The 24862-nt window shown below is 72.7% G+C and carries 19 protein-coding genes and 3 tRNA genes; 11 read left to right on the forward strand and 11 right to left on the reverse strand.

Annotated elements, in window-relative coordinates; translation table 11 throughout:
• The first annotated feature begins 59 nt into the window (after nucleotides 1-59).
• Nucleotides 60-398 (forward strand): divalent-cation tolerance protein CutA, encoded by a 339-nt coding sequence (cutA, locus tag DWB77_RS26090; protein ID WP_120723632.1) that lies wholly within the window; start codon nucleotides 60-62, stop codon nucleotides 396-398.
• The gene (locus DWB77_RS26095) at nucleotides 395-859 is read left to right on the forward strand and encodes a gamma-glutamylcyclotransferase family protein (protein ID WP_120723634.1); all 465 of its coding nucleotides are present in this window, start codon (nucleotides 395-397) and stop codon (nucleotides 857-859) included. The genes cutA and DWB77_RS26095 overlap by 4 nt, the downstream gene beginning before the upstream one ends.
• Here DWB77_RS26095 and DWB77_RS26100 read toward each other — a convergent pair.
• Nucleotides 813-2927: a molybdopterin oxidoreductase family protein gene (locus DWB77_RS26100; protein ID WP_120723636.1), complete on the reverse strand. Its 2115-nt coding sequence runs from the start codon at nucleotides 2925-2927 to the stop codon at nucleotides 813-815. The genes DWB77_RS26095 and DWB77_RS26100 overlap by 47 nt on opposite strands.
• Nucleotides 2928-3149: 222 nt before the next feature.
• Nucleotides 3150-3857: a SanA/YdcF family protein gene (locus tag DWB77_RS26105; RefSeq protein ID WP_120723638.1), complete on the reverse strand. Its 708-nt coding sequence runs from the start codon at nucleotides 3855-3857 to the stop codon at nucleotides 3150-3152.
• A gap of 201 nt (nucleotides 3858-4058) precedes the next feature.
• On the opposite strand from DWB77_RS26105, the gene DWB77_RS26110 reads away from it, so the two are divergent.
• The 5 genes from DWB77_RS26110 (at nucleotide 4059) to DWB77_RS26130 (ending at nucleotide 10840) form a co-directional block, all read left to right on the forward strand.
• A complete protein-coding gene (locus DWB77_RS26110) occupies nucleotides 4059-4823 on the forward strand; it encodes a sirohydrochlorin chelatase (protein WP_120723640.1) in 765 nt (254 codons plus the stop codon).
• A gap of 58 nt (nucleotides 4824-4881) precedes the next feature.
• Complete coding sequence (locus DWB77_RS26115) at nucleotides 4882-6162, forward strand: deoxyguanosinetriphosphate triphosphohydrolase (protein ID WP_120723642.1); 1281 nt, start codon at nucleotides 4882-4884, stop codon at nucleotides 6160-6162.
• A 109-nt stretch (nucleotides 6163-6271) separates the two neighbouring features.
• Nucleotides 6272-7534, forward strand: a complete 1263-nt coding sequence (locus DWB77_RS26120; protein ID WP_120723644.1) for an NAD(P)/FAD-dependent oxidoreductase — start codon at nucleotides 6272-6274, stop codon at nucleotides 7532-7534.
• A gap of 29 nt (nucleotides 7535-7563) precedes the next feature.
• Nucleotides 7564-9459, forward strand: coding sequence for a DNA primase (dnaG, locus tag DWB77_RS26125; protein ID WP_120723645.1), 1896 nt, complete (start codon nucleotides 7564-7566; stop codon nucleotides 9457-9459).
• 130 nt (nucleotides 9460-9589) lie between these two features.
• Complete coding sequence (locus DWB77_RS26130) at nucleotides 9590-10840, forward strand: RNA polymerase sigma factor (RefSeq protein ID WP_120723647.1); 1251 nt, start codon at nucleotides 9590-9592, stop codon at nucleotides 10838-10840.
• A 51-nt stretch (nucleotides 10841-10891) separates the two neighbouring features.
• On the opposite strand, the gene DWB77_RS26135 is transcribed toward DWB77_RS26130, so the two are convergent.
• From DWB77_RS26135 to DWB77_RS26150, 4 genes are all read right to left on the reverse strand, one after another.
• A complete protein-coding gene (locus tag DWB77_RS26135; protein ID WP_120723649.1) occupies nucleotides 10892-12820 on the reverse strand; it encodes an ABC transporter ATP-binding protein in 1929 nt (642 codons plus the stop codon).
• Nucleotides 12817-14550 carry an ABC transporter ATP-binding protein gene (locus DWB77_RS26140; protein ID WP_120723651.1) on the reverse strand — a complete coding sequence of 578 codons (1734 nt, stop codon included), beginning with the start codon at nucleotides 14548-14550 and terminating at the stop codon, nucleotides 12817-12819. The genes DWB77_RS26135 and DWB77_RS26140 overlap by 4 nt, the downstream gene beginning before the upstream one ends.
• A gap of 129 nt (nucleotides 14551-14679) precedes the next feature.
• Nucleotides 14680-16125, reverse strand: a complete 1446-nt coding sequence (locus DWB77_RS26145; RefSeq protein ID WP_120723653.1) for an FGGY family carbohydrate kinase — start codon at nucleotides 16123-16125, stop codon at nucleotides 14680-14682.
• 100 nt (nucleotides 16126-16225) lie between these two features.
• Nucleotides 16226-16522 carry a YtxH domain-containing protein gene (locus DWB77_RS26150; RefSeq protein WP_120728255.1) on the reverse strand — a complete coding sequence of 99 codons (297 nt, stop codon included), beginning with the start codon at nucleotides 16520-16522 and terminating at the stop codon, nucleotides 16226-16228.
• 170 nt (nucleotides 16523-16692) lie between these two features.
• Between DWB77_RS26150 and DWB77_RS26155 the strand changes: the two genes are divergently transcribed.
• From DWB77_RS26155 to DWB77_RS26165, 3 genes are all read left to right on the forward strand, one after another.
• Nucleotides 16693-16765 (forward strand) — tRNA-Asn (locus DWB77_RS26155).
• A 5-nt stretch (nucleotides 16766-16770) separates the two neighbouring features.
• Nucleotides 16771-16843: transfer RNA gene (locus tag DWB77_RS26160), tRNA-Asn, on the forward strand.
• A 164-nt stretch (nucleotides 16844-17007) separates the two neighbouring features.
• Nucleotides 17008-17081: transfer RNA gene (locus DWB77_RS26165), tRNA-Ile, on the forward strand.
• A gap of 263 nt (nucleotides 17082-17344) precedes the next feature.
• Here the strand turns inward: DWB77_RS26165 and DWB77_RS26170 are convergent.
• Nucleotides 17345-17524, reverse strand: a complete 180-nt coding sequence (locus DWB77_RS26170; RefSeq protein WP_120723655.1) for a hypothetical protein — start codon at nucleotides 17522-17524, stop codon at nucleotides 17345-17347.
• Between the two features lie 548 nt (nucleotides 17525-18072).
• On the opposite strand from DWB77_RS26170, the gene DWB77_RS26175 reads away from it, so the two are divergent.
• Complete coding sequence (locus DWB77_RS26175; protein WP_246033924.1) at nucleotides 18073-19290, forward strand: MFS transporter; 1218 nt, start codon at nucleotides 18073-18075, stop codon at nucleotides 19288-19290.
• An 86-nt stretch (nucleotides 19291-19376) separates the two neighbouring features.
• Here the strand turns inward: DWB77_RS26175 and DWB77_RS26180 are convergent, their stop codons facing one another.
• From DWB77_RS26180 to DWB77_RS26195, 4 genes are all read right to left on the reverse strand, one after another.
• Complete coding sequence (locus DWB77_RS26180; protein ID WP_120723659.1) at nucleotides 19377-20708, reverse strand: carboxyl transferase domain-containing protein; 1332 nt, start codon at nucleotides 20706-20708, stop codon at nucleotides 19377-19379.
• 4 nt (nucleotides 20709-20712) lie between these two features.
• A complete protein-coding gene (locus tag DWB77_RS26185; RefSeq protein WP_246033639.1) occupies nucleotides 20713-22140 on the reverse strand; it encodes an acyl-CoA synthetase in 1428 nt (475 codons plus the stop codon).
• A 152-nt stretch (nucleotides 22141-22292) separates the two neighbouring features.
• Nucleotides 22293-23183 carry a LysE family transporter gene (locus DWB77_RS26190; RefSeq protein WP_120723661.1) on the reverse strand — a complete coding sequence of 297 codons (891 nt, stop codon included), beginning with the start codon at nucleotides 23181-23183 and terminating at the stop codon, nucleotides 22293-22295.
• 72 nt (nucleotides 23184-23255) lie between these two features.
• On the reverse strand, nucleotides 23256-24788 hold the full coding sequence (locus tag DWB77_RS26195) for a GAF domain-containing protein (protein WP_120728260.1): 1533 nt from the start codon (nucleotides 24786-24788) through the stop codon (nucleotides 23256-23258).
• Nucleotides 24789-24862: the final 74 nt, after the last annotated feature.

Raw genomic sequence — 24862 nt, forward strand, 5'->3', positions numbered from 1 at the left:
CCGCCGTCCCGGCCGGGCTGGCCCGGCCGCTCGACCCGGGCTCGACCGAGGAGGAAGCCATGACATCGGCCGACACGCCGACCGTGCTGACCGTACAGACGACGACCGACAGCCAGGACAAGGCGGCGGCGCTCGCCCGGGGCGCGGTGGAGGCCCGCCTCGCGGCGTGCGCGCAGGTGGCGGGCCCCGTCACCTCCGTCTACCACTGGGCCGGCGGCATCGAGACCACCCAGGAGTGGCAGGTCCTCTTCAAGACCACCGCCGCCCGCTACCCGGCGCTCGAACGCCATCTCCTGGCCGCCCACGACTACGAGACCCCCGAGATCGTCGCCACTCCCGTGGTGGCCGGCAGCCCCGCCTATCTGTCCTGGATCACGGCCGAGACGGTCGCCCGATGACCTCCGCCGCCGGGCCCCCGCCCCCGCTCCCCTTCTTCGTGTACGGCACGCTCCGCCCGGGCGAGCGCTACCACCGGCGCTTCCTGCGCGGCCGTACCCTCCGCGAGCGCCCCGCGCTCCTGCACGGCGCCCTCCTGTACGAGGGCCCCGGCTACCCCTACGCCATAGCCGGGAACGGCACGATCACGGGCACCCTTATCGAGGTCCACCCCGCCGACCACGCCGAACTCCTCGCGGCGCTGGATGGGTTGGAGGAGTACCGAGGGCCCGGCCACCCCCGCAACCTTTACGACCGCCTGGTGCGCGAGGCGGTCGTCGACGGGCGGTGCACGCGGGCCTGGGTCTATCTGGCCGCCCCACGCCTCGCCCGCGAGCTGCTCGCCCACGGCGTGGCGATCCCCGGCGGCGACTGGCTCAGCCGGCCGGCGCGGCCCGCTCCACCCGGACCGCGCACGCCTTAAACGCGGGCATCTTCGAGACCGGGTCGAGCGCCGGGTTCGTCAGGTTGTTGGCCCGGCCCTCGCCCGCCCAGTGGAACGGCATGAACACCGTGTCCGAACGGATCGCGCCGGTCACCCGCGCCGGGGCCGTGGCCCGCCCGCGGCGCGAGGTCACCGTCACCGGATCGCCGTCGCCCACCCCGAGCCGGTCCGCGACCAGCGGATGCATCTCGACATACGCGCCGGGCGCCGCCGCGTTGAGCCCGGGCACCCGCCGCGTCTGCGCGCCCGACTGGTACTGGGCCAGCACCCGGCCCGTCGTGAGCACCAGCGGGTAGGCGGCGTCGGTCTCCTCGTCCACCTCGCGGTAGGAGACCTCCACGAACCTGGCCCGCCCGTCCTCGGTCGCGAACCGGTCGAGGAACAGCCGGGGCGTACCCGGATGGCCCTCTTGCGGGCACGGCCAGAACACCCCGTCCTCCGCCTCGATCCGCGCATACGTGATGCCCGAATAGTCCGCGGCCCCGCCCGCCGACGCCAGCCTCAGCTCCTCGAACACCTCCTCCGGATCGGCCGGGAACTTCTTGGCCGTCACCTCGCAACCGAGCTTCTCCGCAAGGGAGTTGAGGACGTGCAGATCGCTGCGTACGCCGTCGGGAGGCGTGATCGCGGCCCGCCGCAGCAGCACCCGCCCCTCCAGGTTGGTCATCGTGCCGGTCTCCTCGGCCCACTGCGTCACCGGAAGCACGACGTCCGCGAGGGCGGCCGTCTCCGAGAGCACCACGTCCGCCACGGCCAGGAAGTCCAACTCCCGCAACCTGCCCTCGACATGGGTCGCGCGCGGCGCCGACACCACCGGATTGGAGCCCATCACCAGCAGCGCCTTCACCTCGCCGCCCAGCGCGTCGAGCAGTTCGTAGGCGCTGCGTCCGGGGCCCGGGAGCGAGTCCGGGTCCACGCCCCACACCCCGGCGACGTGCGCCCGCGCCGCCGGGTCCGCGAGCTTGCGGTAGCCCGGCAACTGGTCGGCTTTCTGGCCGTGTTCGCGTCCGCCCTGGCCGTTGCCCTGGCCGGTGAGACAGCCGTACCCGGACAGCGGGCGGCCCGCCCGGCCCGTCGCGAGACAGAAGTTGATCCACGCGCCGACGGTGTCCGTGCCCGTACTGTGCTGCTCGGCGCCGCGCGCCGTCAGCACCATGCCGTCGGTAGCCCCGCAGAACAGGTCCACCGCCGCTCGGAGTTGGGGCACGGGAACCCCGGTGATCCTCTCCACCAGCTCCGGCCAGTGCGCCATCGCCGCCGCCCGCGCCGCCTCCCACCCGGCCGTCCGCTCCCGCACGAACTCCTCGTCGACGTGGCCCTGGGCCACCACGAGGTGCAGCAGACCCAGCGCGAGCGCCAGATCGGTACCGGGCCGGGGCGCGAGATGCAGATCCGCCAGCTCGGCCGTCTTCGTCCTGCGCGGATCCACGACGATCAACGTGCCGCCGTTCTCGCGCAGTTCGCGAAGATGACGGACGGCGGGCGGCATGGTCTCGGCCATGTTGGAGCCCGTCAGGATCACGCACCCGGTCCGGGAGACGTCCGCCAGCGGAAACGGCAGCCCCCGGTCGACACCGAACGCCCTCTGGTGCGCGGCGGCCGCCGACGACATGCAGAACCGCCCGTTGTAGTCGATCTGCGAGGTGCCGAGCACCACCCGCGCGAACTTCCCCAGCGCGTACGCCTTCTCATTGGTGAGCCCACCACCACCGAACACGCCGACGGCGTCGGCTCCGTGATCACGGCGTACGGCGCCGAGACGCTCGACGACCAGCGCCAACGCCTCGTCCCAGCTTGCCGGTTCGAGCCGCCCGGACGCGGGCCGGCGGATCAACGGCTCGGTCAGCCGCAGCGGCCGGGCGAGCAGGGCGGGCGCGGTGCTGCCCTTGCCGCACAGCGCGCCCCGGTTCACCGGGAAGTCACGCGGAACCACATCGAGACCACCCGCCGCGTCACTCGCCGCCCGCAGCCCCATGCCGCACTGGAGCGAGCAGTACGGGCAGTGGGTGGCGGTCACGGGGGCGGGCGCGAGAGCATCGGTGAGCATGCCCTCCACCCTGCGCCGACCGTGTTACGCCCGCCCCCGCCCCCGGGTTACGCCGCCGGGGCGGGGGGCTCATCGCGGGGGAGGGGGCGTGGTGAGGAGGGGCCGGGGGCGGCGCCCGCCAGCGCATGAGGTCACTGGCCGGTGGTCATCCGCCATCCACTATCTGTCACCTGTCACCTCTCACCGGTCATCTGCCGGCCGGCAGCCGCCGACCGCCGCCCGTCACCCCTCGCCCGCCAGTGCCCGCCGTACCCCCGGTTCCTTCGGGCCCAGGAACGTCGGGTCCGGGTGGAACACGGCGTCCAGCAGCGCCTTGTTCGCGGCGAAGATCTCGCGGGTGCCGCCGTAGTACCAGGTCACATCGTGCGGGGCGTCGACGCCGACGCCGTAGGAGCGCACCCCCGCAGCCTCGCACAGGGCCACCGCACGCCGGATGTGGAAGCCCTGGCTGACCAGGACGGCCCGGTCCACGCCGAAGACCTGCTTGGCCCGCACACAGGAGTCCCAGGTGTCGAAACCCGCGAAATCGCTGACCACGTTCCTGTCCGGCACCCCGTGCTCCACGAGGTAGCCGCGCATCGCGTCGGGCTCGTCATAGGCGGCGCGGCTGTTGTCGCCGGTGACCAGCACCGCCTTCACCTTGCCCGCCCGGTACAGCGCCACGGCCGCGTCGAGCCGATCGGCCAGGTACGGCGAGGGCTTGCCGTCCCACAGCCCGGCTCCGAAGACGACCGCGACCCCGGCCGCCGGCGCGTCGGCCACGGTGCCGACGCGGTCGCCGGTGCTCGCGTACACCCAGGTCGCGGGCGTGAGCGCGAGGACGCACGCGACGACGACGCCCCGCACCAGACGTCGCCTGCCGACGTGGGTGCGCGGCAGACGCGGCCGCTCCAATCGCCTGCGCGCCCTCGTGAACCGCGGGTACGACATGGGGCCCCCTGGGGTGATCCAGCTCGCTGACGAGGAGAGGGACGCGCACGCCGTCACCCCGGTTCGTTCGCGCGCCGCCTCCGTACAGCCCTGTGACACGGGCGTCCCGCACCCCGCTCCGCCACCCGCCGTGAGGTGGCGGAAAACACCCGTCACCGCCCCGCAACGACCCGGCAACGTGGACACGACAGGATCGGATCCATGACACCCACCGCCCGCCCCGCCCTCGTCGCCGTCGCGCACGGCAGCCGCGACCCCGGCGCGCTGCGGACGGTCACCGCGCTCCTGGAGCGGGTCCGCGCCCTGCGCCCGGATCTCGACGTACGGCTCGGCCACATCGAGATCGACCGTCCGCTGCTGCCGGACACCCTCGCCGACCTGCGCGGGGAGGCCGTCGTCGTGCCTTTGCTGCTCGGCCGCGGCCACCACGTCAAGCACGACATCCCCCACACCCTCGCCTCCTCGGGCCGGCACCTGACCGCCCGTGTCGCCGCCCCGCTCGGCCCGCATCCGCTGCTCGCCGAGGCGTTGTACGGGCGGCTCGTCGAAGCGGGCTGGGATCACGACGGCCCGGGCGGGCGCGGCAGCGGGGTCGTCCTCGCCGCCGCGGGATCCCGCGATCCCGAGTCGGCTGTCGACACCCGCCGTACCGCGCGGCTGCTCAGCGAGCGGCTCGGCGGGGTGCCGGTGCTGCCCGCCTACGCCTCGGGAGCCTCGCCCACCGTCTCCGAGGCCCTTGACGCCCTCGCCGCACGCGGGAGGCGGCGCGTCGCGATCGCCTCGTACTTCACCGCCCCGGGACGTTTCGCGACCCAGAGCGCGGCACGGGCACCGTGGATCGCCGCGGCGCCCCTGGGGGCGCATCCGGCGATGGCCCGCCTCGTACTGCACCGCTACACACAGGTGTTGACGCGGGTGCCGGTCCTCGGCGACACCGCTCTGACCTCCGCACTCGTCTGCGTCTGAGGCGATCCTCGACACATCCTTGAGCCCAGTTGTCGGTGACTGCGTTTACTGTCGGTGCATGGAGTTCTACGCCGAGGCCGACACCGAACGCTGGGCCGCCGAGCCCGACAAGCGGCCCGGCCGCACCGCCTTCCAGCGCGACCGCGCGCGGGTGCTGCACTCGGGGGCGCTGCGCCGTCTGTCCGGCAAGACGCAGGTCGTCACGCCGGGCTCGCGCAGTCAGGCCTGGGACGCGAGCCCCCGCACCCGGCTGACGCATTCGCTGGAGTGCGCGCAGGTCGGCCGTGAGCTGGGCGCCGCCCTCGGCTGCGACCCCGACCTGGTCGAAGCGGCCTGCCTCGCCCACGACATGGGGCACCCGCCGTTCGGGCACAACGGCGAGCAGGCGCTCAACGACTTCGCCAAGGACATCGGCGGCTTCGAGGGCAACGCCCAGTCGCTGCGGCTGCTGACCCGGCTGGAGCCGAAGCGCTTCGTGCGGGCCGCGGAGAGCGGGAAGCCCGTCAGCGTCGGCCTCAACCTCACCCGGGCCGCGCTGGACGCGGCGACCAAGTACCCCTGGGCGCGCGGCGGTCACCCCACCGACCCGGCCTCGGTGAAGTTCGGTGTGTACGAGGACGACCTGCCGGTCTTCGCCTGGGTCAGGGAGGGCGCCACGCCCTACAGCAAGTGTTTCGAGGCCCAGGTGATGGACTGGTCCGACGACGTGGCGTACTCGGTCCACGACTTCGAGGACGGTCTGCACGCCGGGCACATCGACCCGGGCGCGCTGCGCTCCGAGACGGAGCGGGCCGACATCTGGCGGGTCGCGATCGGCCGTTACGTCCCGCAGGACACCGATCCCCAGGAGCTGAGCGAGGCCCTGGAGCGGTTGACCGAGCAGGACTGGTGGCCGCACCGCTACGACGGTTCGGCGGTCTCGCAGGCCCGCCTCAAGGACGCCACGAGCCAGCTCATCGGCCGGTTCTGCCTGGCCGCCGAGGGCGCGACGCGTGCCGCGTTCGGCACCGGGCACCTGACCCGGTACGGCGCGGAGCTGGTGGTGCCGCGCGCGGCGCGCAACGAATGCGCCGTACTGAAGGCGGTCGCCGACCGCTATGTAATGCAGCGCGACGAGCAGGAGAGGCTCCGCGCCGACCAGCGCGTGGTGCTGGCCGAGCTCGCGGACGCGCTGACCGCCCGGGCGCCCGCCGAGGGCCTCGACCCGCAGTTCCGGGCGCTGTACGAGGAGGCGGACGACGAGCGGACGAGGAAGCGGGTGATCGTCGATCAGATCGCCTCGCTCACCGACGCGGCGGCCCGCTCGTTGCACTCCAGACTCACCGTGCACCACCGGTAATCCCGGCCGTCCCCGCGTCCCAACGGAGCAAGCCCTCTTCCCCCATCACGCTCCGTGCGGGACGCTCGCAGGTGGCGGCGCCGCGCAGCAAGCACCGAGGAGGCATCAAGTGGTCGACGCAGATCGGACATTCGTCATTGTCGGAGGCGGTCTCGCGGGGGCGAAAGCCGCCGAGACCCTCCGGTCCGAGGGCTTCAACGGGCGGGTGATCCTCATCGGCGACGAGCGCGAGCACCCCTATGAACGCCCGCCCCTGTCCAAGGGGTTCCTCTCCGGCAAGGAGGAGCGCGACAGCGTCTTCGTGCACGAGGCCGCCTGGTACGCGCGCAACGACATCGAGCTGCACCTGGGCCAGACCGTCACCGCCATCGACCGCGAGGCCAAGACGGTCCGCCTCGGGGACGGCGCCCTCATCCAGTACGACCGGCTGCTCCTTGCCACCGGCGCCGAGCCGCGCCGCCTGGACATCCCCGGCACCGATCTGGCGGGCGTCCACCATCTGCGCCGCCTTGCGCACTCCGAGCGGCTGCGGCACGTCCTGAAGGCGCTCGGCCGCGACAACGGGCACCTCGTGATCTCGGGCGCCGGCTGGATCGGCCTGGAGGTCGCGGCCGCCGCCCGGGGGTACGGCGCGGAGGTCACCGTCGTCGAGCCGGAGCCCACCCCGCTGCACAACGTGATCGGCCCCGAGCTGGGCCAGCTCTTCGCGGACCTGCACGCCGAGCACGGGGTGCGCTTCCACTTCGGCGCCCGCCTCACCGAGATCGTCGGCCAGGACGGCCTGGTGCTCGCGGCCCGCACCGACGACGGCGAGGAACACCTCGCGCACGACGTGCTCGCCGCGATCGGCGCCGCCCCGCGCACCTCGCTCGCCGAGACGGCCGGGCTCGCCATGGTCGACCGGGCGCACGGCGGCGGCATCGCCGTGGACGCCTCGCTGCGCACCTCGGACCCGGACATCTTCGCCGCGGGCGACGTGGCCGCGGTCCACCACCCGCTGCTAGACACCCGGCTGCGCGTCGAACACTGGGCCAACGCGCTCAACGGGGGACCGGCCGCCGCTCGCGCGATGCTGGACCAGCACGTGACGTACGACCGCATCCCCTATTTCTTCTCCGACCAGTACGACCTCGGGCTCGAATACTCGGGGTGGGCGCCGCCGGGCTCCTACGACCAGGTGGTGATCCGGGGCGACACCGGCAAGCGGGAGTTCATCGCGTTCTGGCTGGGCGAGGGCCGGGTGCTGGCCGGAATGAACGTCAACGTGTGGGATGTCACAGCGCCGATCCAGGCGCTGATCCGGGGCGGCGCCCCGGTGGACGCCGAGGCGCTCGCCGATCCGTCCGTCCCGCTCGACTCCCTCGCACCCTGAGCGTCCTTGAGTCCCCGTAGACTTCACGCGTGGCAGGCAGGATCAACGATGACGACGTGAAGGCGGTACGGGACGCGGTCCCGATCGACGCCGTCGTGTCCGAGTACCTCCAGCTGCGCAACGCCGGGGGCGGCAACCTCAAGGGCCTGTGCCCCTTCCACGACGAGAAGTCGCCGTCCTTCCAGGTCAGCCCGAGCAAGGGTCTCTTCCACTGTTTCGGCTGCCAGGAGGGCGGCGACACGATCGCCTTCGTGCGGAAGATCGACCACCTGTCGTTCTCCGAGGCGGTCGAGCGGCTCGCCGCCACCGCGGGCATCACGCTGCGCTACGAGGAGGGCGGCTACAACCCGTCCAACCAGCGCGGTGAGCGGATCCGTCTGGTCGAGGCGCACAAGGCGGCCGCGCAGTTCTACATCGAGCAGCTGGACGGCCCCGAGGCGGAGATCGGCCGCAAGTTCCTCGCGGAGCGCGGCTTCGACCAGGCGGCGGCCGCCCACTTCGGGGTGGGCTACAGCCCGGCCGGCTGGGACCATCTGACGCGCTTCCTGCGCGGCAAGGGCTTCACCGACAAGGAGCTCCTGACCTCCGGGCTCGCCCAGGAGAGCCGCCGCAACCCCATCGACCGTTTCCGTGGCCGGCTGATGTGGCCGATCCGCGACGTGTCGGGCGAGGTCGTCGGTTTCGGCGCGCGCAAGCTGCGCGACGACGACAACGGGCCGAAGTACCTGAACACCCCCGAGACCCCGATCTACAAGAAGTCCCAGGTCCTGTACGGCATCGACCTCGCGAAGAAGGACATCGCCAAGTCGAGCCGGGCGGTGGTCGTCGAGGGGTACACCGATGTCATGGCCTGTCATCTGGCGGGCGTCACCACCGCCATCGCGACGTGCGGCACGGCTTTCGGCGGCGACCACATCAAGATCCTGCGCCGGCTCCTCATGGACAACGGCTCGGCCCGGGTGATCTTCACCTTCGACGGTGACGCGGCCGGCCAGAAGGCGGCCCTGCGTGCCTTCGAGGACGACCAGAAGTTCGCCGCCGAGACGTACATCGCGATCGCGCCCGACAACATGGACCCGTGCGATCTGCGCCTGGCCAAGGGCGACGAGGCGGTGGCGGACCTGGTTCAGCCCCGCACCCCGCTCTTCGAGTTCGCCATCCGCCAGATCGTCCAGCGCTACGACCTGGAGACCCCGGCGGGCCGCGCCGCGGCCCTCGACGAGGCGGCGCCCATCGTCGCCCGCATCAAGAACGTGGCGTCCCAGCACGAGGTGGCCGTCCAACTCGCCGGGATCCTCGGCATCCTGGACACCCAGTTCGTGGTGAAGCGGGTCGCCCAGCTCGCCCGCTGGGCCCGCGACCGCGGCGGCAAGGGCCCCGCGCCCGCGCAGCACCGCCGCCAGCAGTACGAGAGCGCCGCCCCGCGCCCCGCCGCGGGCCCCGGCCCCGCCCTGAACCTGCGCAGCCCCGCCCACCGCACCGAACGCGAGCTGCTCAAGCTGGCGTTGCAGCATCCGCATCTGGTGTCCCCGGCGTTCGACGCGTACGGCACGGACGAGTTCACCGCCCCGCCCTATGCCGCGGTCCGCCAGTGCATCCAGGACGCGGGCGGCGCCACCGACGCGCCCTCCGACTATCTGCCGGCCGTCATGGACTGCGCGCCCAACGACGTGGTGCGCGCGCTCGTCACCGAGCTCGCCGTCGAGGCCATCCACGCCCGTACGGTCGACGAGGCGTACGCGGGCGAGCAGTTGGTGGCGGTACGCCGCCGGGCCGTCGACCGCCGTCTCCTGGACATCCAGGGCACCCTGGCGCGCCTGGGCCAGAACGGCGACCCGGCCCAACTGGCCGCCGTGCAGAACGAGTTGTGGGTCCTTCAGCAGTACGGCCAGGCCCTGCGCAACAAGGGCGCCGCGGCCCTCTAGGACCCCTCGGGCCATTCGGGCGCGCGCGGCGGCAGGTCCGCCCCCGTAACCACCCGGTCACGCACCGGCTTCAAAAAGTCGCCGCACGCCCGTCGCGGCGACGGTGTGTCGTACCCCACACTGGGGTGCGGTGCCTGAGTCCTCGGAGCGCGGCCGGCCCACCCCGGGAGGTGGGCACCTCACCCCCGCGGATCCGCTCGTCGTGTACGGGACGGAAGGCGGCCCGGCCGCCCCCGTCCCGCTGCCGGGCGCCCCCGATCCGGCAGCGATCACCCTGGAGGTCGCCCCCGTGCAGACCCAGACCCTGACCGACAACGACGTCGTCACGGCCGTACCGCAGCAGTCGCGGGCCGTGCACCACCCTGAGGCGGAGCCCGGCGGGCCGACGGCGGGTCCGGCGGCCGGGCCGGTCACCGAGGAGGAGGCCCCCGAGCCGCCCGAACCACGCCCGGGCCGGGTGGACACCGGCGGCCCGTCCTCCGACCTCTTCCGCCAGTATCTGCGCGAGATCGGCCGCATTCCGCTGCTCACCGCGGCCGAGGAGGTCGAGCTCGCGCGGCGTGTCGAAGCGGGCCTGTTCGCCGAGGAGAAGCTGACCAGCACCCCCGACCTGGACTCCCAACTCGCCCTGGACCTCGACAAGTTGGTCGTCATGGGCCGGATGGCGAAACGGCGCCTGATCGAGGCCAACCTGCGTCTGGTGGTCTCCGTCGCCAAACGGTACGTGGGCCGCGGGCTCACCATGCTCGACCTGGTCCAGGAGGGAAACCTCGGGCTGATCCGGGCGGTCGAGAAGTTCGACTACGCGCGCGGCTACAAGTTCTCGACGTACGCGACCTGGTGGATCCGCCAGGCCATGTCGCGGGCGCTCGCCGACCAGGCCCGCACCATCCGCGTCCCCGTGCACGTCGTCGAACTCATCAACCGCGTGGTGCGCGTCCAGCGCCGGATGCTCCAGGAACGCGGCTACGAGCCGACCCCCGACGAGGTCGCCGCCCACCTCGACCTCACCCCGGAGCGGGTCGGCGAGGTGCTGCGTCTCGCCCAGGAACCGGTCTCGCTGCACGCGCCGGTGGGGGAGGAGGACGACGTCGCGCTCGGCGACCTCATCGAGGACGGCGACGCCGCCTCGCCCGTCGAGTCCGCCGCGTTCCTGCTGCTGCGCCAGCACCTGGAGGCGGTGCTCTCCACGCTCGGCGAGCGCGAGCGCAAGGTCGTCCAACTGCGTTACGGGCTCGCCGACGGGCGGCCGCGCACGCTGGAGGAGATAGGGCGGATCTTCGGGGTGACGCGCGAACGGATCCGCCAGATCGAGTCGAAGACGCTGAACAAACTCCGCGATCACGCGTTCGCGGATCAGCTGCGGGGTTACCTGGACTGACGAGGGCCGGTACGGAACACCCCCGTACCGGCCTCCCAATTGCCGGGTTCGTCAGTCGACTTCGGCTACCGCCTGGGCGAACTGGGCCGCGTACAGGCGGGCGTACGCGCCCTCGGCCGCCAACAGTTCGTCGTGCGTGCCCTGTTCGACGATCGAGCCGTTCTCCATCACCAGGATGACGTCCGCGTCCCGGATCGTGGAGAGCCGGTGCGCGATGACGAACGACGTACGCCCGTGGGCGAGCCGCGCCATCGCCTTCTGGATCAGCACCTCGGTACGGGTGTCGACCGAACTCGTCGCCTCGTCGAGGACGAGGATCACCGGGTCGGACAGGAACGCCCGCGCGATGGTGATGAGCTGCTTCTCGCCCGCGCTGACGCCGCTGCCCTCGTCGTCGATGACGGTGTCGTAGCCCTCGGGCAGGGTGCGGATGAAGCGGTCCGCGTGGGCCGCCTTCGCCGCCTCCTCGATCTCCTCGCGGGTGACTTCCTTCGCCGCGCCGTACGCGATGTTGTCGGCGATCGTCCCGCCGAACAGCCAGGTGTCCTGGAGCACCATGCCGATGGAGGACCGCAGCTCCTCGCGGGTCATCCGCGCCGCGTCCACCCCGTCCAGGGTGATCCGGCCACCGGTGACCTCGTAGAACCGCATGAGCAGATTGACCAGCGTCGTCTTGCCGGCGCCCGTGGGGCCGACGATCGCGACGGTGTGTCCGGGCTCCACCGTGAGCGAGAGGTCCTCGATGAGCGGCTTCTCCGGTTCGTACCGGAACGAGACGCCCTCCAGTGCGACCGCGCCGCGCAGCACCTCGGGGCGCTCCGGCGATGCGGTGTCCGGTTCCTGCTCCTCGGCGTCGAGCAGTTCGAAGATCCGCTCGGCGGAGGCGACACCGGACTGCACCAGGTTCGCCATGGAGGCGACCTGGGTCAGCGGCATCGAGAACTGCCGCGAGTACTGGATGAAGGCCTGGACGTCACCGATGGAGAGCGAGCCGGTCGCCACCCGCAGGCCGCCGACGACCGCCACCAGGACGTAGTTCAGGTTGGAGACGAACATCATCAGCGGCTGCATCACACCACTGTTGAACTGCGCCCGGAACGACGCCTCGTACAGCGCGTCGTTCTGTTCGGCGAAGGCGTTGGCCGACTCCTGCTGGCGCCCGAACACCTTCACCAGGGCGTGCCCGGTGTACATCTCCTCGATGTGCGCGTTCAGCTTGCCCGTGGACTTCCACTGCTGGACGAACTGCGGCTGCGACCGCTTGCCGACCTTGGTGGCCACGACCACCGACAGCGGCACCGTGACCAGCGCCACCAGGGCCAGCAGCGGCGAGATCCAGAACATCATCACCAGGACGCCGACGATGGTGAGCAGCGAGTTGATGAGCTGGCCCATCGTCTGCTGCATCGTCTGCGAGATGTTGTCGATGTCGTTGGTGGCGCGGCTGAGCACCTCACCGCGCTTGGCCTGGTCGAAGTAGGACAGGGGCAGTCGCGACAGTTTGGTCTGGATGTCCTCGCGCATCCGGAACACGGTCTTGTTGATGGCCCGGTTGGAGAGCCGGGTCGCCACCAGCATCATCAGACCGGCACCGAGGTACACCGCGAGCGCCGTGAGCAGGACGGAGCCGACCGCGCCGAAGTCGATGCTGTCGCCGGGGGCGAAGTCCACGCCCGAGAGCATGTCGGCGAGGCCGCCCTGGCCCTTGGCGCGCAGCGCCTCAAGGGCCTGCGTCTTGGTCATGCCGTCCGGGAAGCGCGGGCCCACGACACCGGCGAAGACCAGGTCGGTCGCCCGGCCGAGGATCTTCGGTCCGATGACGGTCAGGCCGACACTGACGACGACCGCGAGCATCATCACGCTCAGGGTCGCCTTCTCCGGAGCGAGCCCCTTGAGGAGCCGCTTTCCGGATTCCTTGAAATTGAGGGAGCGCTGGTCGGGACCGCCGCCCATCATCATGCGTCCACCGGGCCCGCTCATGCCGCCTCAGCCTCCGTCAGCTGGGAGAGCACGATCTCCCGGTACGTCTCGTTGCCGGCCATCAGTTCGTGATGGCGGCCGGTGCCGACGACCCGTCCCTCGTCGAGGACGACGATCCGGTCGGCGTCGCGGATGGTGGAGACCCGCTGGGCGACGATCACGACCGTCGCCTCGGCGGTCTCGCGGGCGAGCGCGGAGCGCAGCGCCGCGTCGGTGGCGTAGTCGAGCGCCGAGAAGGAGTCGTCGAAGAGGTAGATCTCCGGGCGCTGCACCAGCGTCCGCGCGATCGCGAGCCGCTGGCGCTGGCCGCCGGAGACATTGGTGCCGCCCTGGGCGATCGGCGCGTCCAAACCGCCCTCCAGCTTGGTCACGAACTCCTTGGCTTGCGCCACTTCCAGCGCGTGCCACAGCTCCTCGTCGCTCGCGTCGGGGTTGCCGTACCGCAGGTTGGTGGCGACCGTGCCCGAGAAGAGATAGGGCTTCTGCGGCACCAGCGACACCGTCTTGGCGAGCAGCACGGGGTCGAGCGTGCGGACGTCCTCGCCGTCGACGAGCACCTGGCCATCGGTGGCGTCCATGAGGCGCGGCACGAGCCCGAGGAGGGTCGACTTGCCGCTGCCCGTGGAGCCGATGATCGCGGTGATCTCGCCGGGGCGGGCCACGAGTTCGACGCCGCGCAGCACGGACGCCTCGGCGCCGGGGTACTTGAAGTCGGCGCCCCGCACCTGAAGATGGCCGTGGCGGCGCAGTTCGGTGACGGGGCTCTTGGGCGGCACCACGCTGGTGTCCGTGCCCAGGACCTCCTCGATGCGCTCGGCGCAGACCTCGGCGCGGGGCACCATCATGAACATGAAGGTGGCCATCATGACGGCCATCACGATCTGCATGAGGTACGCCAGGAACGCGGTGAGCTGGCCGATCTGCATGCCGCCGCTGTCGATGCGGTGCGCGCCGAACCAGACCACGGCCACCGACGACAGGTTCACGACGGTCATGACGGTGGGGAACATCAGCGCCATCAGCCGGCCGGTGGCGAGGGAGACGTCGGTGAGTTCGGTGTTGGCGCCCCGGAAGCGCTCCTGCTCGTACTCGTCCCGTACGAACGCCCGGATCACGCGGTTGCCGGTGATCTGCTCGCGCAGCACGCGGTTGACCGTGTCCAGACGGGTCTGCATGGTGCGGAAGAGCGGCCGCATCCTGCGCACGATCAGCGAGACCGCGATGCCGAGGACGGGAACGACGGCGAGGAGCACACCCGACAGCGGAACGTCCTGGCCGAGCGCCATGACGATGCCGCCGACACACATGATCGGCGCGGACACCATCAGCGTGAACGCCATCAGGACCAGCATCTGGACCTGCTGGACGTCATTGGTGGTCCGGGTGATCAGGGACGGTGCGCCGAACTGTCCGACCTCGCGGGCCGAGAAGGACTGCACCCGCGCGAAGACCCCGGCCCGGACGTCGCGCCCGAGGGCCGCGGCGGTTCTGGCGCCGTAGAAGACGGCTCCGATGTTGCAGAACACCTGGACGAGACTGACGGCGATCATGATGGCGCCGTGGGTCAGGATGTAACCCGTGTCCCCGTTCACAACGCCTTGGTCGATGATGTCCGCGTTCAGGGTGGGCAGATAGAGGGTGGCGCTGGTCTGGAGCAGTTGCAGCAGCACCAGCAGGGCGATCGGTTTCTTGTACGGCCCTAGATGGGACCGCAGGAGTCGTATGAGCACGCGCAGGCTCTCCGGGTCGGCAAGATCGGGGGTTCGACCCCCCATCTTGCGACACTCCACCGCTGGAAGCTCAAGCGATTATCCAGCCCGAGTCAAAAGGAATAGCAAAGAGCGTGGCCGGGGCCGGAGTCAAGAACCCTGGCCGAAGGCGCCGGGGTGGATCTCGTCACGGGTGGCGATGTACTGCTGACGCACCGCCTGTCCGACGGAGAGTTCCTCCCCCGGCTCGAATATCTGCGCCGCCGCGCCCTGCCAGGCCGGCGGGGTGTGCGCGCCGAGCGTCCCCTGGGAGACGCCGAGCGCCCAGGCCGCCTGCCGGGCGGCGCCGAGCGCCGCGTACTCGGCGGGCTGGGGGACCACGACCTGCGTACCGAACAGGGCGGGCGCGGCCGCCTGTACGGCGGGCAGTTCCGCGGCGGCGCCGAGCAGGAAGACCCGCCGCACCTCGACTCCGCGCATCCGCAGCACGTCCAGGGCGTCGCCCAGCGAGCAGAGCATGCCCTCGAAGGCGGCCCGCGCCAGGTGTTCGGGCTTCATCGACTCGCGGCGCAGCCCGGCCAGGGTGCCCGCGGCGTGCGGGAGGCGGGGGGTGCGCTCGCCTTCCAGGTAGGGCAGCAGGACGAGCCCGCTGGCGCCGGGGGTGGACTTGAGGGCGAGGGCGCTGAGTTCGGCGAGATCCTCCACGCCGAGCAGTTCCGCCGTCCCGCGCAGGGTGCGGACGGCGTTGCTCGTATGGACGACGGGCAGATGCATGCCCGTGGCGTCGGCGAAGGACGTAATCATCCCGCTCGGGTCGGCCAGCGCCTCGTGGTGCACGGCCATGACCGAGCCCGAGGCGCCGAGCGAGACCACCGCGTCGCCCACCCCGACCCCGAGCCCGAACGCGGCCGCCATCGTCTCGCCGGTGCCGGCCGAGATGAGCAGGCCTTCGGGGGTGGTGCCGGCCGCGTCCGAGGGGCCGAGCACCTCGGGCAGCGCCACTTGGTGGCCGAGCGCGAGCTCGACCAGATCGGGGCGGTAGAAGCCGGTGGCGGCGGACCAGTACCCGGTGCCGGAGGCGGCACCGCGGTCGGTGGTGCGCCGGGCGGGCCGGCCGAGCAGTTGCCACACCAGCCAGTCGTGGGCCTGGAGCACGCCGGCGGTGCGCTGGGCGGCCTCGGGTTCGTGCCGTGCCAGCCAGCGCAGTTTGGCCACCGCCTGGGCAGCCTGCGGCACACACCCGACGGCCTGCGCCCAGGCCTCCCGGCTGCCGAGCCCGTCGACGAGGTCGGCCGCGGCGACCTGCGCCCGCTTGTCGTTGCCGGTCAGCGCGGGCCGCACGAGGTTGCCCTGGCCGTCCAGCGGCAGCAGTCCGTGCTGCTGGGCACAGACCCCGATGGCCTGGACGCCTTCGAGGAGCCCGCCGGCCGCCGCCTCACCGAGCGAGAGGAGCCACGCCTGCGGATCCACCTCGGTCGCCTTGGGTTCCACCGGGTGCGGGGCGTACCCCTGCCGCAGCACGGCACCCGTGTCGGTGTCGCAGACGACGATGCGAGTGAAGGCGGAAGAGCTGTCCAGCCCGGCGACTATCCCCATGGTTGACGATTCTGCCGCACGCGAGGGACTCCTGGGACGGCGGTGGCCGGGACAACGCTGTCGCCCGGCACGGTCGAGGGCACGCGGGGGTGCCCGTGGGTCAGGTGTTGCTGGTGCCCCACTCGTCCTCGGTGCCCGTGCGCTCGCGCAGGGAGCGCACCCGGTCGCTGACGGAGGCGGGCATCTTGTCGCCGACCTTCTCGCTCACCGCGTGGAACGCCTTGCCCGCCGCGGCGCGCGAGGTCTGCGCGGCCGACTCGGCGGTGTTGCGCACCGCGGGGTTCTGAGCCACCTGACGTGCGGACTTCTTCAACTGCTCGTAGCGCTCGCGGCCGGCCCGGGTTCCGAGCACGTATCCGAGAGCCAGTCCGACGACGAACGTGAGCCGGTATCGCATGGTGGTCACCCTTCCCTAGCGTGTGTGCCGCGCCTACCCGCGCAGCCCCGTGATCACCCAGGGCGGAACCGATTGGCGGAGCACCCCCCTGCTTGCGCTAATGTATGTGTCGCAGCGAACGCACGCCGCCCGGGAACATCCAGGTAGGTACGTTCGCCGCAACGAGACATTCCCCTGTAGCTCAATTGGCAGAGCAGCCGACTGTTAATCGGCAGGTTACTGGTTCGAGTCCAGTCGGGGGAGCTCGGTCTCCTGTAGCTCAATTGGCAGAGCAGCCGACTGTTAATCGGCAGGTTACTGGTTCGAGTCCAGTCGGGAGAGCAGCGGAATCGGACCCTTCGGGGTCCTTTTTCGTATCCGGCGGAACCGCCGGGATCTCCGCGAAGTCCTCATGGGCGTGCGATGCCGACCATCCGAGGCAGGAGATCGTATGAGCGGCTATGCTGCGGCAGACGGCGCGCACACATGTGCGCGACGCGCCGTTAGGGGCGGTAGCTCAGCCGGTTAGAGCAGCGGACTCATAATCCGTCGGCCGTGGGTTCGAGTCCCACCCGCCCCACTCCGGGTCCCCGTGCAGAAACGTTGCGACCTGTTGTTTTACCGCCCTGGCCGGGTCTTTCCGGCCAGGGCGCGCTGCTGTCCGGGGGCTGCTCGCGAGCCTCGGCCCGTTTTCGGCGCGGGGGCCACGAATGGCTCAACTCGGCGTGTCGGGCGGGGTCTCGGGCGGGCTTTCGGGCCGGGGTACGACGAAGGCCCCCGGTGGCGCGCACGGTTGGTGCGGGTGCCGGGGGCCTCTGCGGGGGCTCGGGGGTTACCAAGCCTTCACAGGGCGGACTGGAAGGCAGAAGCGCTGGGCACGTTGGCCGCGGCCGTGGTGACGCGGTCGAGGGCGGTGGGGACGCGGCCGGCGTGCTGGGCCGCCGCGCGCGCGGCGAGCGGCACCCGCCGGGCCGTCTGCGGGGTGGCGGCGCTGCGGGCGGCGGCGGAGATCAGAGTGTTCATGGTGGGCCTTCCGGCGAGATGCGTCGCCGCCCCCGCCTGATGACGGCGGGGGCGGCGACGACGCTTTACTGATCGGGGGAAGCGTAGCGGCGACCGGAGGCTTCGGCGCGCGCATGTAGGTGCGGCATAAGGGTGCCGAACGCGACCGAATGCGGCCGATGCGCCCCCGACCTGAGGCGATGTGCTCGTGGGGGCATGATCACCGCTTCTCCACTGCCGTGGATTGCCGGGAAATGGGCTGCCGGTGCATTGACCCGCCCGGGGCACGGCGGGCCGCCGCGGGATGCGGGATGCGGGATGCGGGACGGGCGGGACCTTAGCGGTCATGGCCGGAGTGGCGCTGGGGTCGCACCCCCGCCCACGCTCAAGGGCGGGGGTGCGTGAGGTCGCCCCTACCTGGGTGCTACCGGGCGGGGTTAGCATCCCGCGTGACCGAACAAGCCGAGCAGCCCACCGAGACTCCCCCGACAACGCCGTCCCCCGCCGCGGGACCCCGGGCGGGCACCGGGGGCGGGGGTGCCCCGGGCGGGGCGGGGGTCCGGCGGCGGATCCTCGCCGACCTCACCCCCTTCCGTATATCCGCGGACTACCGCAGGCTCTGGTTCGGCAACATGGTGTCCTGGGTCGGCAGCGGCATGACCGCGCTCGCCATCTCCCTCCAGGTCTACGACCTCACCGGCTCCAGCTTCTACGTGGGCCTGGTCGGCATCTTCACGCTCGTACCGCTGATCGCGTTCGGTCTGTACGGCGGCGCCATCGCCGACACCGTGGACCGCCGCAAGCTCGGGCTCCACAGCGCGCTCGGATCGGCCGCGCTGTCCGGGGCGCTCGCGGCCGGGACCTTCGCCGGGGTGGCGAACGTGTGGTTCCTGTACGCGGTGATCGCGCTCCAGTCGGTCTGCCAGGCACTGAACGCCCCCGCACGGTCGGCGATGATCCCCAAGCTGCTGCCGCCCGAGCACCTGCCCGCCGCCAACGCCCTCAACTCCATGATCATGACGACCGGTACGCTCGTCGGTCCGATGCTGGGCGGTCTCGTCGTCGGCTTCGCCGGGTACAAGACGGCGTACCTCATCGACGCGATCACCTTCGCCGCCTCCCTCTACGCGATGTGGCGGCTGCCCGCGATGCTGCCCGACCGGACCGGCACCAAGCGGCCCTCGATCCTGGAGGGGCTGCGGTTCCTGGCCACCCGGCCCAATCTGCGGATGACCTTCTTCAGCGACTTCTGCGCGATGATCCTGGCCCACCCCCGCGCCCTGTTCCCGGCCATCGCCGTCCTCTGGTACGGCGGCGACGCCCGCACCACGGGGCTGCTGGTCGCGGCGCCCGCGATCGGCGCGCTGCTCGGCGGGGTGTTCTCCGGCTGGCAGGGCCGCATCCACCGGCACGGGCTCGCGGTGCTGATCTCGGTCGGCGGATGGGGCGCCGCCATCGCGGCGTTCGGACTGACCCGCCAGCTGTGGCTCGGCCTGCTCATGCTGGCCGTCGCCGGGTTCTCGGACACCGTGTCCATGGTGTTCCGCAACACGATGATGCAGGTCGCCGCCCCCGACGACATGCGCGGCCGGCTCCAGGGCGTCTTCATCGTCGTGGTCGCGGGCGGCCCGAGGCTCGGCGACTTCCTCGCCGGCACGGTCGCCGACCTCACCTCGCCCACCGTCATGGTGGTCGGCGGCGGCCTTGCCTGCGTCCTCGCGGTGACCCTGCTCGGCCTCGGCCGCCGCGACTTCGCGCGCTACGACGGCCGCCACCCCGTTCCGTAGCGGGGAGCTAGGGTCTGTCCGGCGGATCTGGTCGCCTCCCGCAGGGCTCGGCTTCCGCGTCCCAGACAAGATCCGCCGGACAGGCCCTAGGCGCCCAGGACGCCCCTCGCCACGCCCAGCTCCACCAAGTCCTGGGGGCGCAGCCGGAGTTGGGAGGCGGTGGGCCGCACCTGGGAGGCGTCCCGTTTCAGGATGGCCGCGGCGAGCTCCGGCGCGATCACCGAGAAGTAGCTGTCCGCCGTCACCCAGGTGCGGTCGGGGGACGTCAGGGCGAGCGCGCCGCCCGAGCCGCCCTCGCCGATGACCAGGGTCGTCACCGGCACCCGCGCGGAGGCCACCGCCGCGAACGCGTCGGCGATCGCCGCCCCCTGCCCGGCCCGCTCCGCCTCCGCGTCGTTCGCGGCGCCCGGGGTGTCGATGAGGGTCAGGACCGGGATGCCCAGGCGGTCGGCGAGGCGGATCAGACGGGCCGCGGCGCGGTACCCCGCCGGACGGGTCGCGGTACCGGTCTGCGCCGCGTAGGCGTAACTCGCCCCCGCGTGCAGGCCGAAGCCGCACAGCATCCCCGGGTCCACGCCTCCGCACCGGTCGCCCACCAGGGCCTGGCGGTGCGGGAAGTAGGCGTCCAGATAGGCCTCGGCGCGGGGCCGTCCCGCGGCGCGGGCCCGGCTCACCGCGTCCCAGCCGTCCTCGGGCAGACCGGAGGTGCCGAAGGCCTCCGGGACCGGCGCGGGCCCGGTCGGCCGGGCGCCGCCGAGCAGGGTCAGCCAGCCCGCGAGGACACCCCGCAACTCCTCCTTCCGTACGATCGCGTCGATCTGGCCCGCCGCCAGTTGGCCCTCCGCGCGGTAGGCCGCCGGGTCCGCGTCCGCCGGGCGCACCCGGGAGCCCGCGAAGCCGATCTGGACGCCCGGCAGGGCGAGGACCACATCGGCGCCCGCGCCCAGCGTCGCCCAGCCGCCGCCGGTCGTCGGGTCGCGCACCACCGCGATCTGCGGCAGCCCCGCCTCCCGCAGCAGTGCCGACTGGCGTGCCACCCGCTGGAGTTGGGCCAGCGCGAGCACGCCCTCCTGCATCCGGCTGCCGCCCGTGGCGATCAGCGAGACCAGCGGAAGGCGCCGCTCGCGGGCCGTTTCGTACGCCGCCTCCAGGCGGTCGCCGGTGCGCCGGCCAAGGGAACCTCCCAGGAAGCCGAATTCGAAGGAGACCAGCACACAGGGCCGCCCCTCGATGGTGGCGACGCCGGGGACCACCGACTCCGTCTCACCCGTACGCTCCGTCGCCCGTGCGCGCGCAGCGTCGTAACCCGCCCAGGCGAGGGGGCCGTCCTCGGGGAACTCGCCCTCCGGCAGCGGGAGTTCGGTGAAGTCCCGGGTCACGGCCGCGATGGCGTCCCGCGCCGACATCCGCTCAGACATCCGCTCAGACATGCAGGGCTCGCTTCATGATCTTGCCCATCTCGTTTCGGGGCAGCTCGGACAGATAACGCACCACGCGCGGGCGCTTGTGGGGGGCGAGCTGGTTGGCCACATGGTCGGCCAACTCGACCTTACTGGGCGGCAGTTGGGGATCGCTGGGCACCACCCACGCCACGATGCGCTCGCCCAGGTCCTCGTCCGGCTCGCCCGTCACCGCCGCCTCGCGCACCCCGGGGTGGTCGAGCAGCGCGTTCTCGATCTCACCCGCGCCGATCTTGTAGCCGCCGCTCTTGATGAGGTCGGTGGCCTTGCGGCCGACGATCCGCACCTGCCCGTCCGGGTCCCTGCTCGCCATGTCTCCGGTGCGGAACCAGCCGTCCTCGGTGAAGGCCGCCGCCGTCGCGTCCGGCCGGTTCAGATAGCCGCTGAACAGGCTGGGGCCGCGTACCTGGATCTCGCCGATGCCGTCGGCCTCCTCCGCCAGGCGCAGTTCGACGCCGGGCAGGGGGGTGCCGACCGCGCCGGGGCGCGCCCCGCCGTCCGCCCGCTGGGCGCACAGCATCAGGGTCTCCGTCATGCCGTACCGCTCGATCACCGGCCGGCCCGCCGCCCGGGCGATGCGCCGGTGGTCGGGCGCGGGCAGCGCCGCGGAACCGGACACCAGCAGCCGCGCCCCCGCCAGCGCTTTCGCCAACTCCGGCCGCGCGTCGATGACTTCGGCGATGCGGTGGTACATCGTCGGCACCCCGAACAGCATGGTCGCGCCCGCCGTCAGCTCCCGGGTGACGCCCTCGACCGAGAACCGGCCGAGGTGGCGCACCGAGCCGCCGCGGCGCAGCGGGCCGAGGACGCCCAGGATCAGGCCGTGGACGTGGAACAGCGGGAGCCCGTGCACCAGGACGTCGTCGGCCGTCCAGGCCCAGGCGTCCTGGAGCGCGTCGAGGGTCGCCGCGAGGGCCCGCCTCGGCAGCACCGCGCCCTTGGGCGGGCCGGTCGTGCCGGAGGTGTAGACGATCAGGGCCGGCGCCGAGTCGGCGGGCTCGGCGGGCAGGCCCCCGGCCGTCCCGTCCCCGGCCGTCCCGTCCGCGATGACGTCGATACGCTCCAACGCGGCCAGCGCGGGCGGGAGTTGGTCGTCCGGGCCGGCCAGCACCACGGTCGGCTCGCTGTCGCCGACGATGTGGGTCAGCTCCCGCTCGCCCGTCTTCGGGTTCAGCGGCACCGCCGGTACGCCCGCGACGAGCGCCGCCACCACGCCGACCACGGTCGCCGGGGTCGGCGTCGCCCAGACCGCGACCCGGCCCGCGTCCGCGATCCGGCGGGCCAGCGCGCCCGCGGAGCCCGCCAGTTCGGCGTAGGTCAGCGCGTGCTCGCCGAAGCGGATCGCCTCGCGGGGCTCGGCGGCGTACAGGCGGGGCAGAAGAGGGGACACGTACGGGACTCCTCGATGTCGACGGCGCGGGCGGGCCCGAACGGGGGCGGGCCGGGGTCGTCGACCCGGCGCGGCGCCGTTCGGACGCATGATCCGCATCCTGCCGTACGCGTCCTGGCATCCCGCTGGAGTCACCCCAAGCGTGAGCACCGTCACGGCAGGGGGAGCGCCACCTTCACGGCGTACAGGGCGACGAGCCCGTACCCGGCGCGGAACGTCCAGGCCCGGGCGGCCGGAGAGATCCGGGCGCCGGCGAAGCCGCTCGCGGCCACCAGGAACTGCTGCCACAGGAGCGAGGCCGCGAAGACCCCCGCCACGAACACCGCGCCCGCCGCGCCGCCCCGGAGGGAGGAGCCCCGGGCGGTGGTCAGCGCGGCGAAGTAGAGGGCGGTCGTCGGGTTGATGAGGGTGAGCGCCGTGAACCGGACGAAGGTGCGGGCGGGGCCGGGTGGCTTGGGTGGCGCCGCGTGCGCCGCTTGCCGCGTCGGCCTTGCCGGGTCGGTCGGGGCGGGGTGTGCCGCGTCCTGGGGTGGGCTCGCCGGGGCGCCCGGTGCGGCGTGCGGCGCTTCCTGGGGTGGGGCCGCCGGGTTGGTCGGGGCGGCGTGCGCTTCCTGGGGTGGGGCCGCCGGGTTGGTCGGGGCGGCGTGTGCCGTTTGCCGCGTCGGCCTTGCCAGGGCGCCCGGCTCCGCGTGCGCTTCTCGCGTCGGCGGTGCCGGGGCGCCCGGTGACGCCTCCAGCTCCCGTGCCGGGCGTCGCCGTGACGCCCACAGGCCGTGGCCGGCGATGGTGGCGAGTACCAGGGCGGAGGCCAGGCGCACCCAGGCCTCCACGCCGGACAGCGCGTCGGCGACCAGCGGGCCGAGTGCCGTGGCGAGGGCCGCGTAGGCCAGGTCGACCGTGGCGACGGCCGCCGCCGCGGCCATCGCGCCGCGCCGCTCGCGCATGCCCTCCTGGATCAGCAGCACGCCGACCGCGCCCACCGGCACGGCCACCCCGAGGCCCGCCGCCGCGCCCGCCAGCGCCGTCGTCCACAGCTCGCTCATGGCCCTCACTGTGGGGCCCGGACCTGCCGTACGCAGCTCATTTTCTCCGCCCGCCCCCGGCGCCGGGCTGGCCTAGGGGAGCGGGGCCTGCCAGGTGAGGGTCGTGCCGCGGATGCCGTCGTCGCGCATGCCGTTGTCGACGACGGTGAGCCGCACCCCGGGCCGCCCGTCGGGGAGTTCGGCGCCCGCGTCCACCACGACGCGCACCGAGGACACCCCTGCCCTGCGGTGCGCCGCGGCGAGGGCGCCGCGCAGGGCCGCCACCAGCTGGGCGTCCACCGGCTCGCCGACGAGGGTGTCCACCGCGCCCTCGAAACGCACCGAGGGCCGGAAGCCGAGCAGCGCGCCCGCGCCCGCCGTCTCGCGCAGCACCCGGCCGCGCGGGGTGGTCGGGGCGTCGGCGGGCGGCTGCTGGAGGGCGAAGATCGCGGTGCGCACCTCCTGGATGGTGGAGTCGAGCTCGTCGACGGCCCGGGTCAGCATCTCGTCGGTGTCGTCGGCCGCGGCCTTCTCCGCCCGGCGCCGGGTCGACTCCAGCATCATCTCGGTGGCGAACAGGCGCTGGACGACCAGGTCGTGGAGGTCGCGGGCGATGCGGTCGCGGTCCTCGTACACGGCGAGCTGCTCGCGGTTGTGCTGGGCGTCGGCGAGGACCAGGGCGAGCGCGGCCTGCGAGGCGAACTGGGCGGCGAGCAGCCGGTCGACCGCCGTGTACGGGCGGGCGCCGCGCCGCCGGGGCAGGGCGAGCGTGCCGATCAGCTTGCCGCCGCTCTGGAGCGGCAGCATCATGCTCGGCCCGAAACGGCTGCGCACATGGGTGGTCATCCGCGGGTCGGTCGCCGAGTCCTCCAGGAACACCGGCTCCCCGCCCAGGAGTTGGACCAGGACCGGCGATCCCGGCTCGATCGTCGTCCCCACGATGTCGTCGGGGTCGTCCGGCGCGGAGGCCGCGACGATCTCCATGCCGCCGGCCGCGGTGGGCTGGAGCACCACCCCCGCCGCCGCGTCCGCGAGCAGCCGGGCCCGCTCGGCCACCTTCATCAGGGCGTCTGCGGCGCTCTCGCCGGTGAGCAGGGAGGTGGTGACGGCCGCCGCGCCCTCGATCCAGCGCTCCCGCACCCGTACGGTCTCGTACAGGCGGGCGTTGCCGATGGCGATGCCGGCCTGCGCGGCGAGCACCCGCAGCAGCGCGAGGTCCTCCTCGGTGAAGGGGCCGCCGCGCTTCTCGGTGAGGTAGAGGTTGCCGAAGACCTGGGTGTGCACCCGGATCGGTACGCCCAGGAACGAGCGCATCGGGGGGTGGCCGGGCGGCAGGTCGGCCGAACGGGGGTCGGTGCGCCGGTCGTCGAGGCGCAGCGGACGCGGGTCCTGGATGAGGGCGCCGAGCAACCCGGTGTGGCCGTCGGGCAGCGAGGCGATCCGTTCGCGTTCGGCGTCGGTGAGGCCGGTGGTGAACAGGTCGGTGAGCCGCCCGCGTTCGGGGTCGACCACTCCGAGCGCCCCGTACCGTGCGTCGGTCAGCTCGGCCGCGGACTCCACGATGTGCTGGAGCGTGGTGCGCAGTTCGAGATCGGTCCCGACGCCGAGCACGGCCTCCAGGAGCATCGGCAACCGGGGCGCGACGGAGTCGGCCTCGCCGCCGGGGGTGCCTGATGATCCGGTGGCGGCCGGGTGTTCGG

The sequence above is a fragment of the Streptomyces hundungensis genome, from assembly GCF_003627815.1.
In the GTDB taxonomy this organism is placed as follows: Bacteria; Actinomycetota; Actinomycetes; order Streptomycetales; family Streptomycetaceae; genus Streptomyces; species Streptomyces hundungensis_A.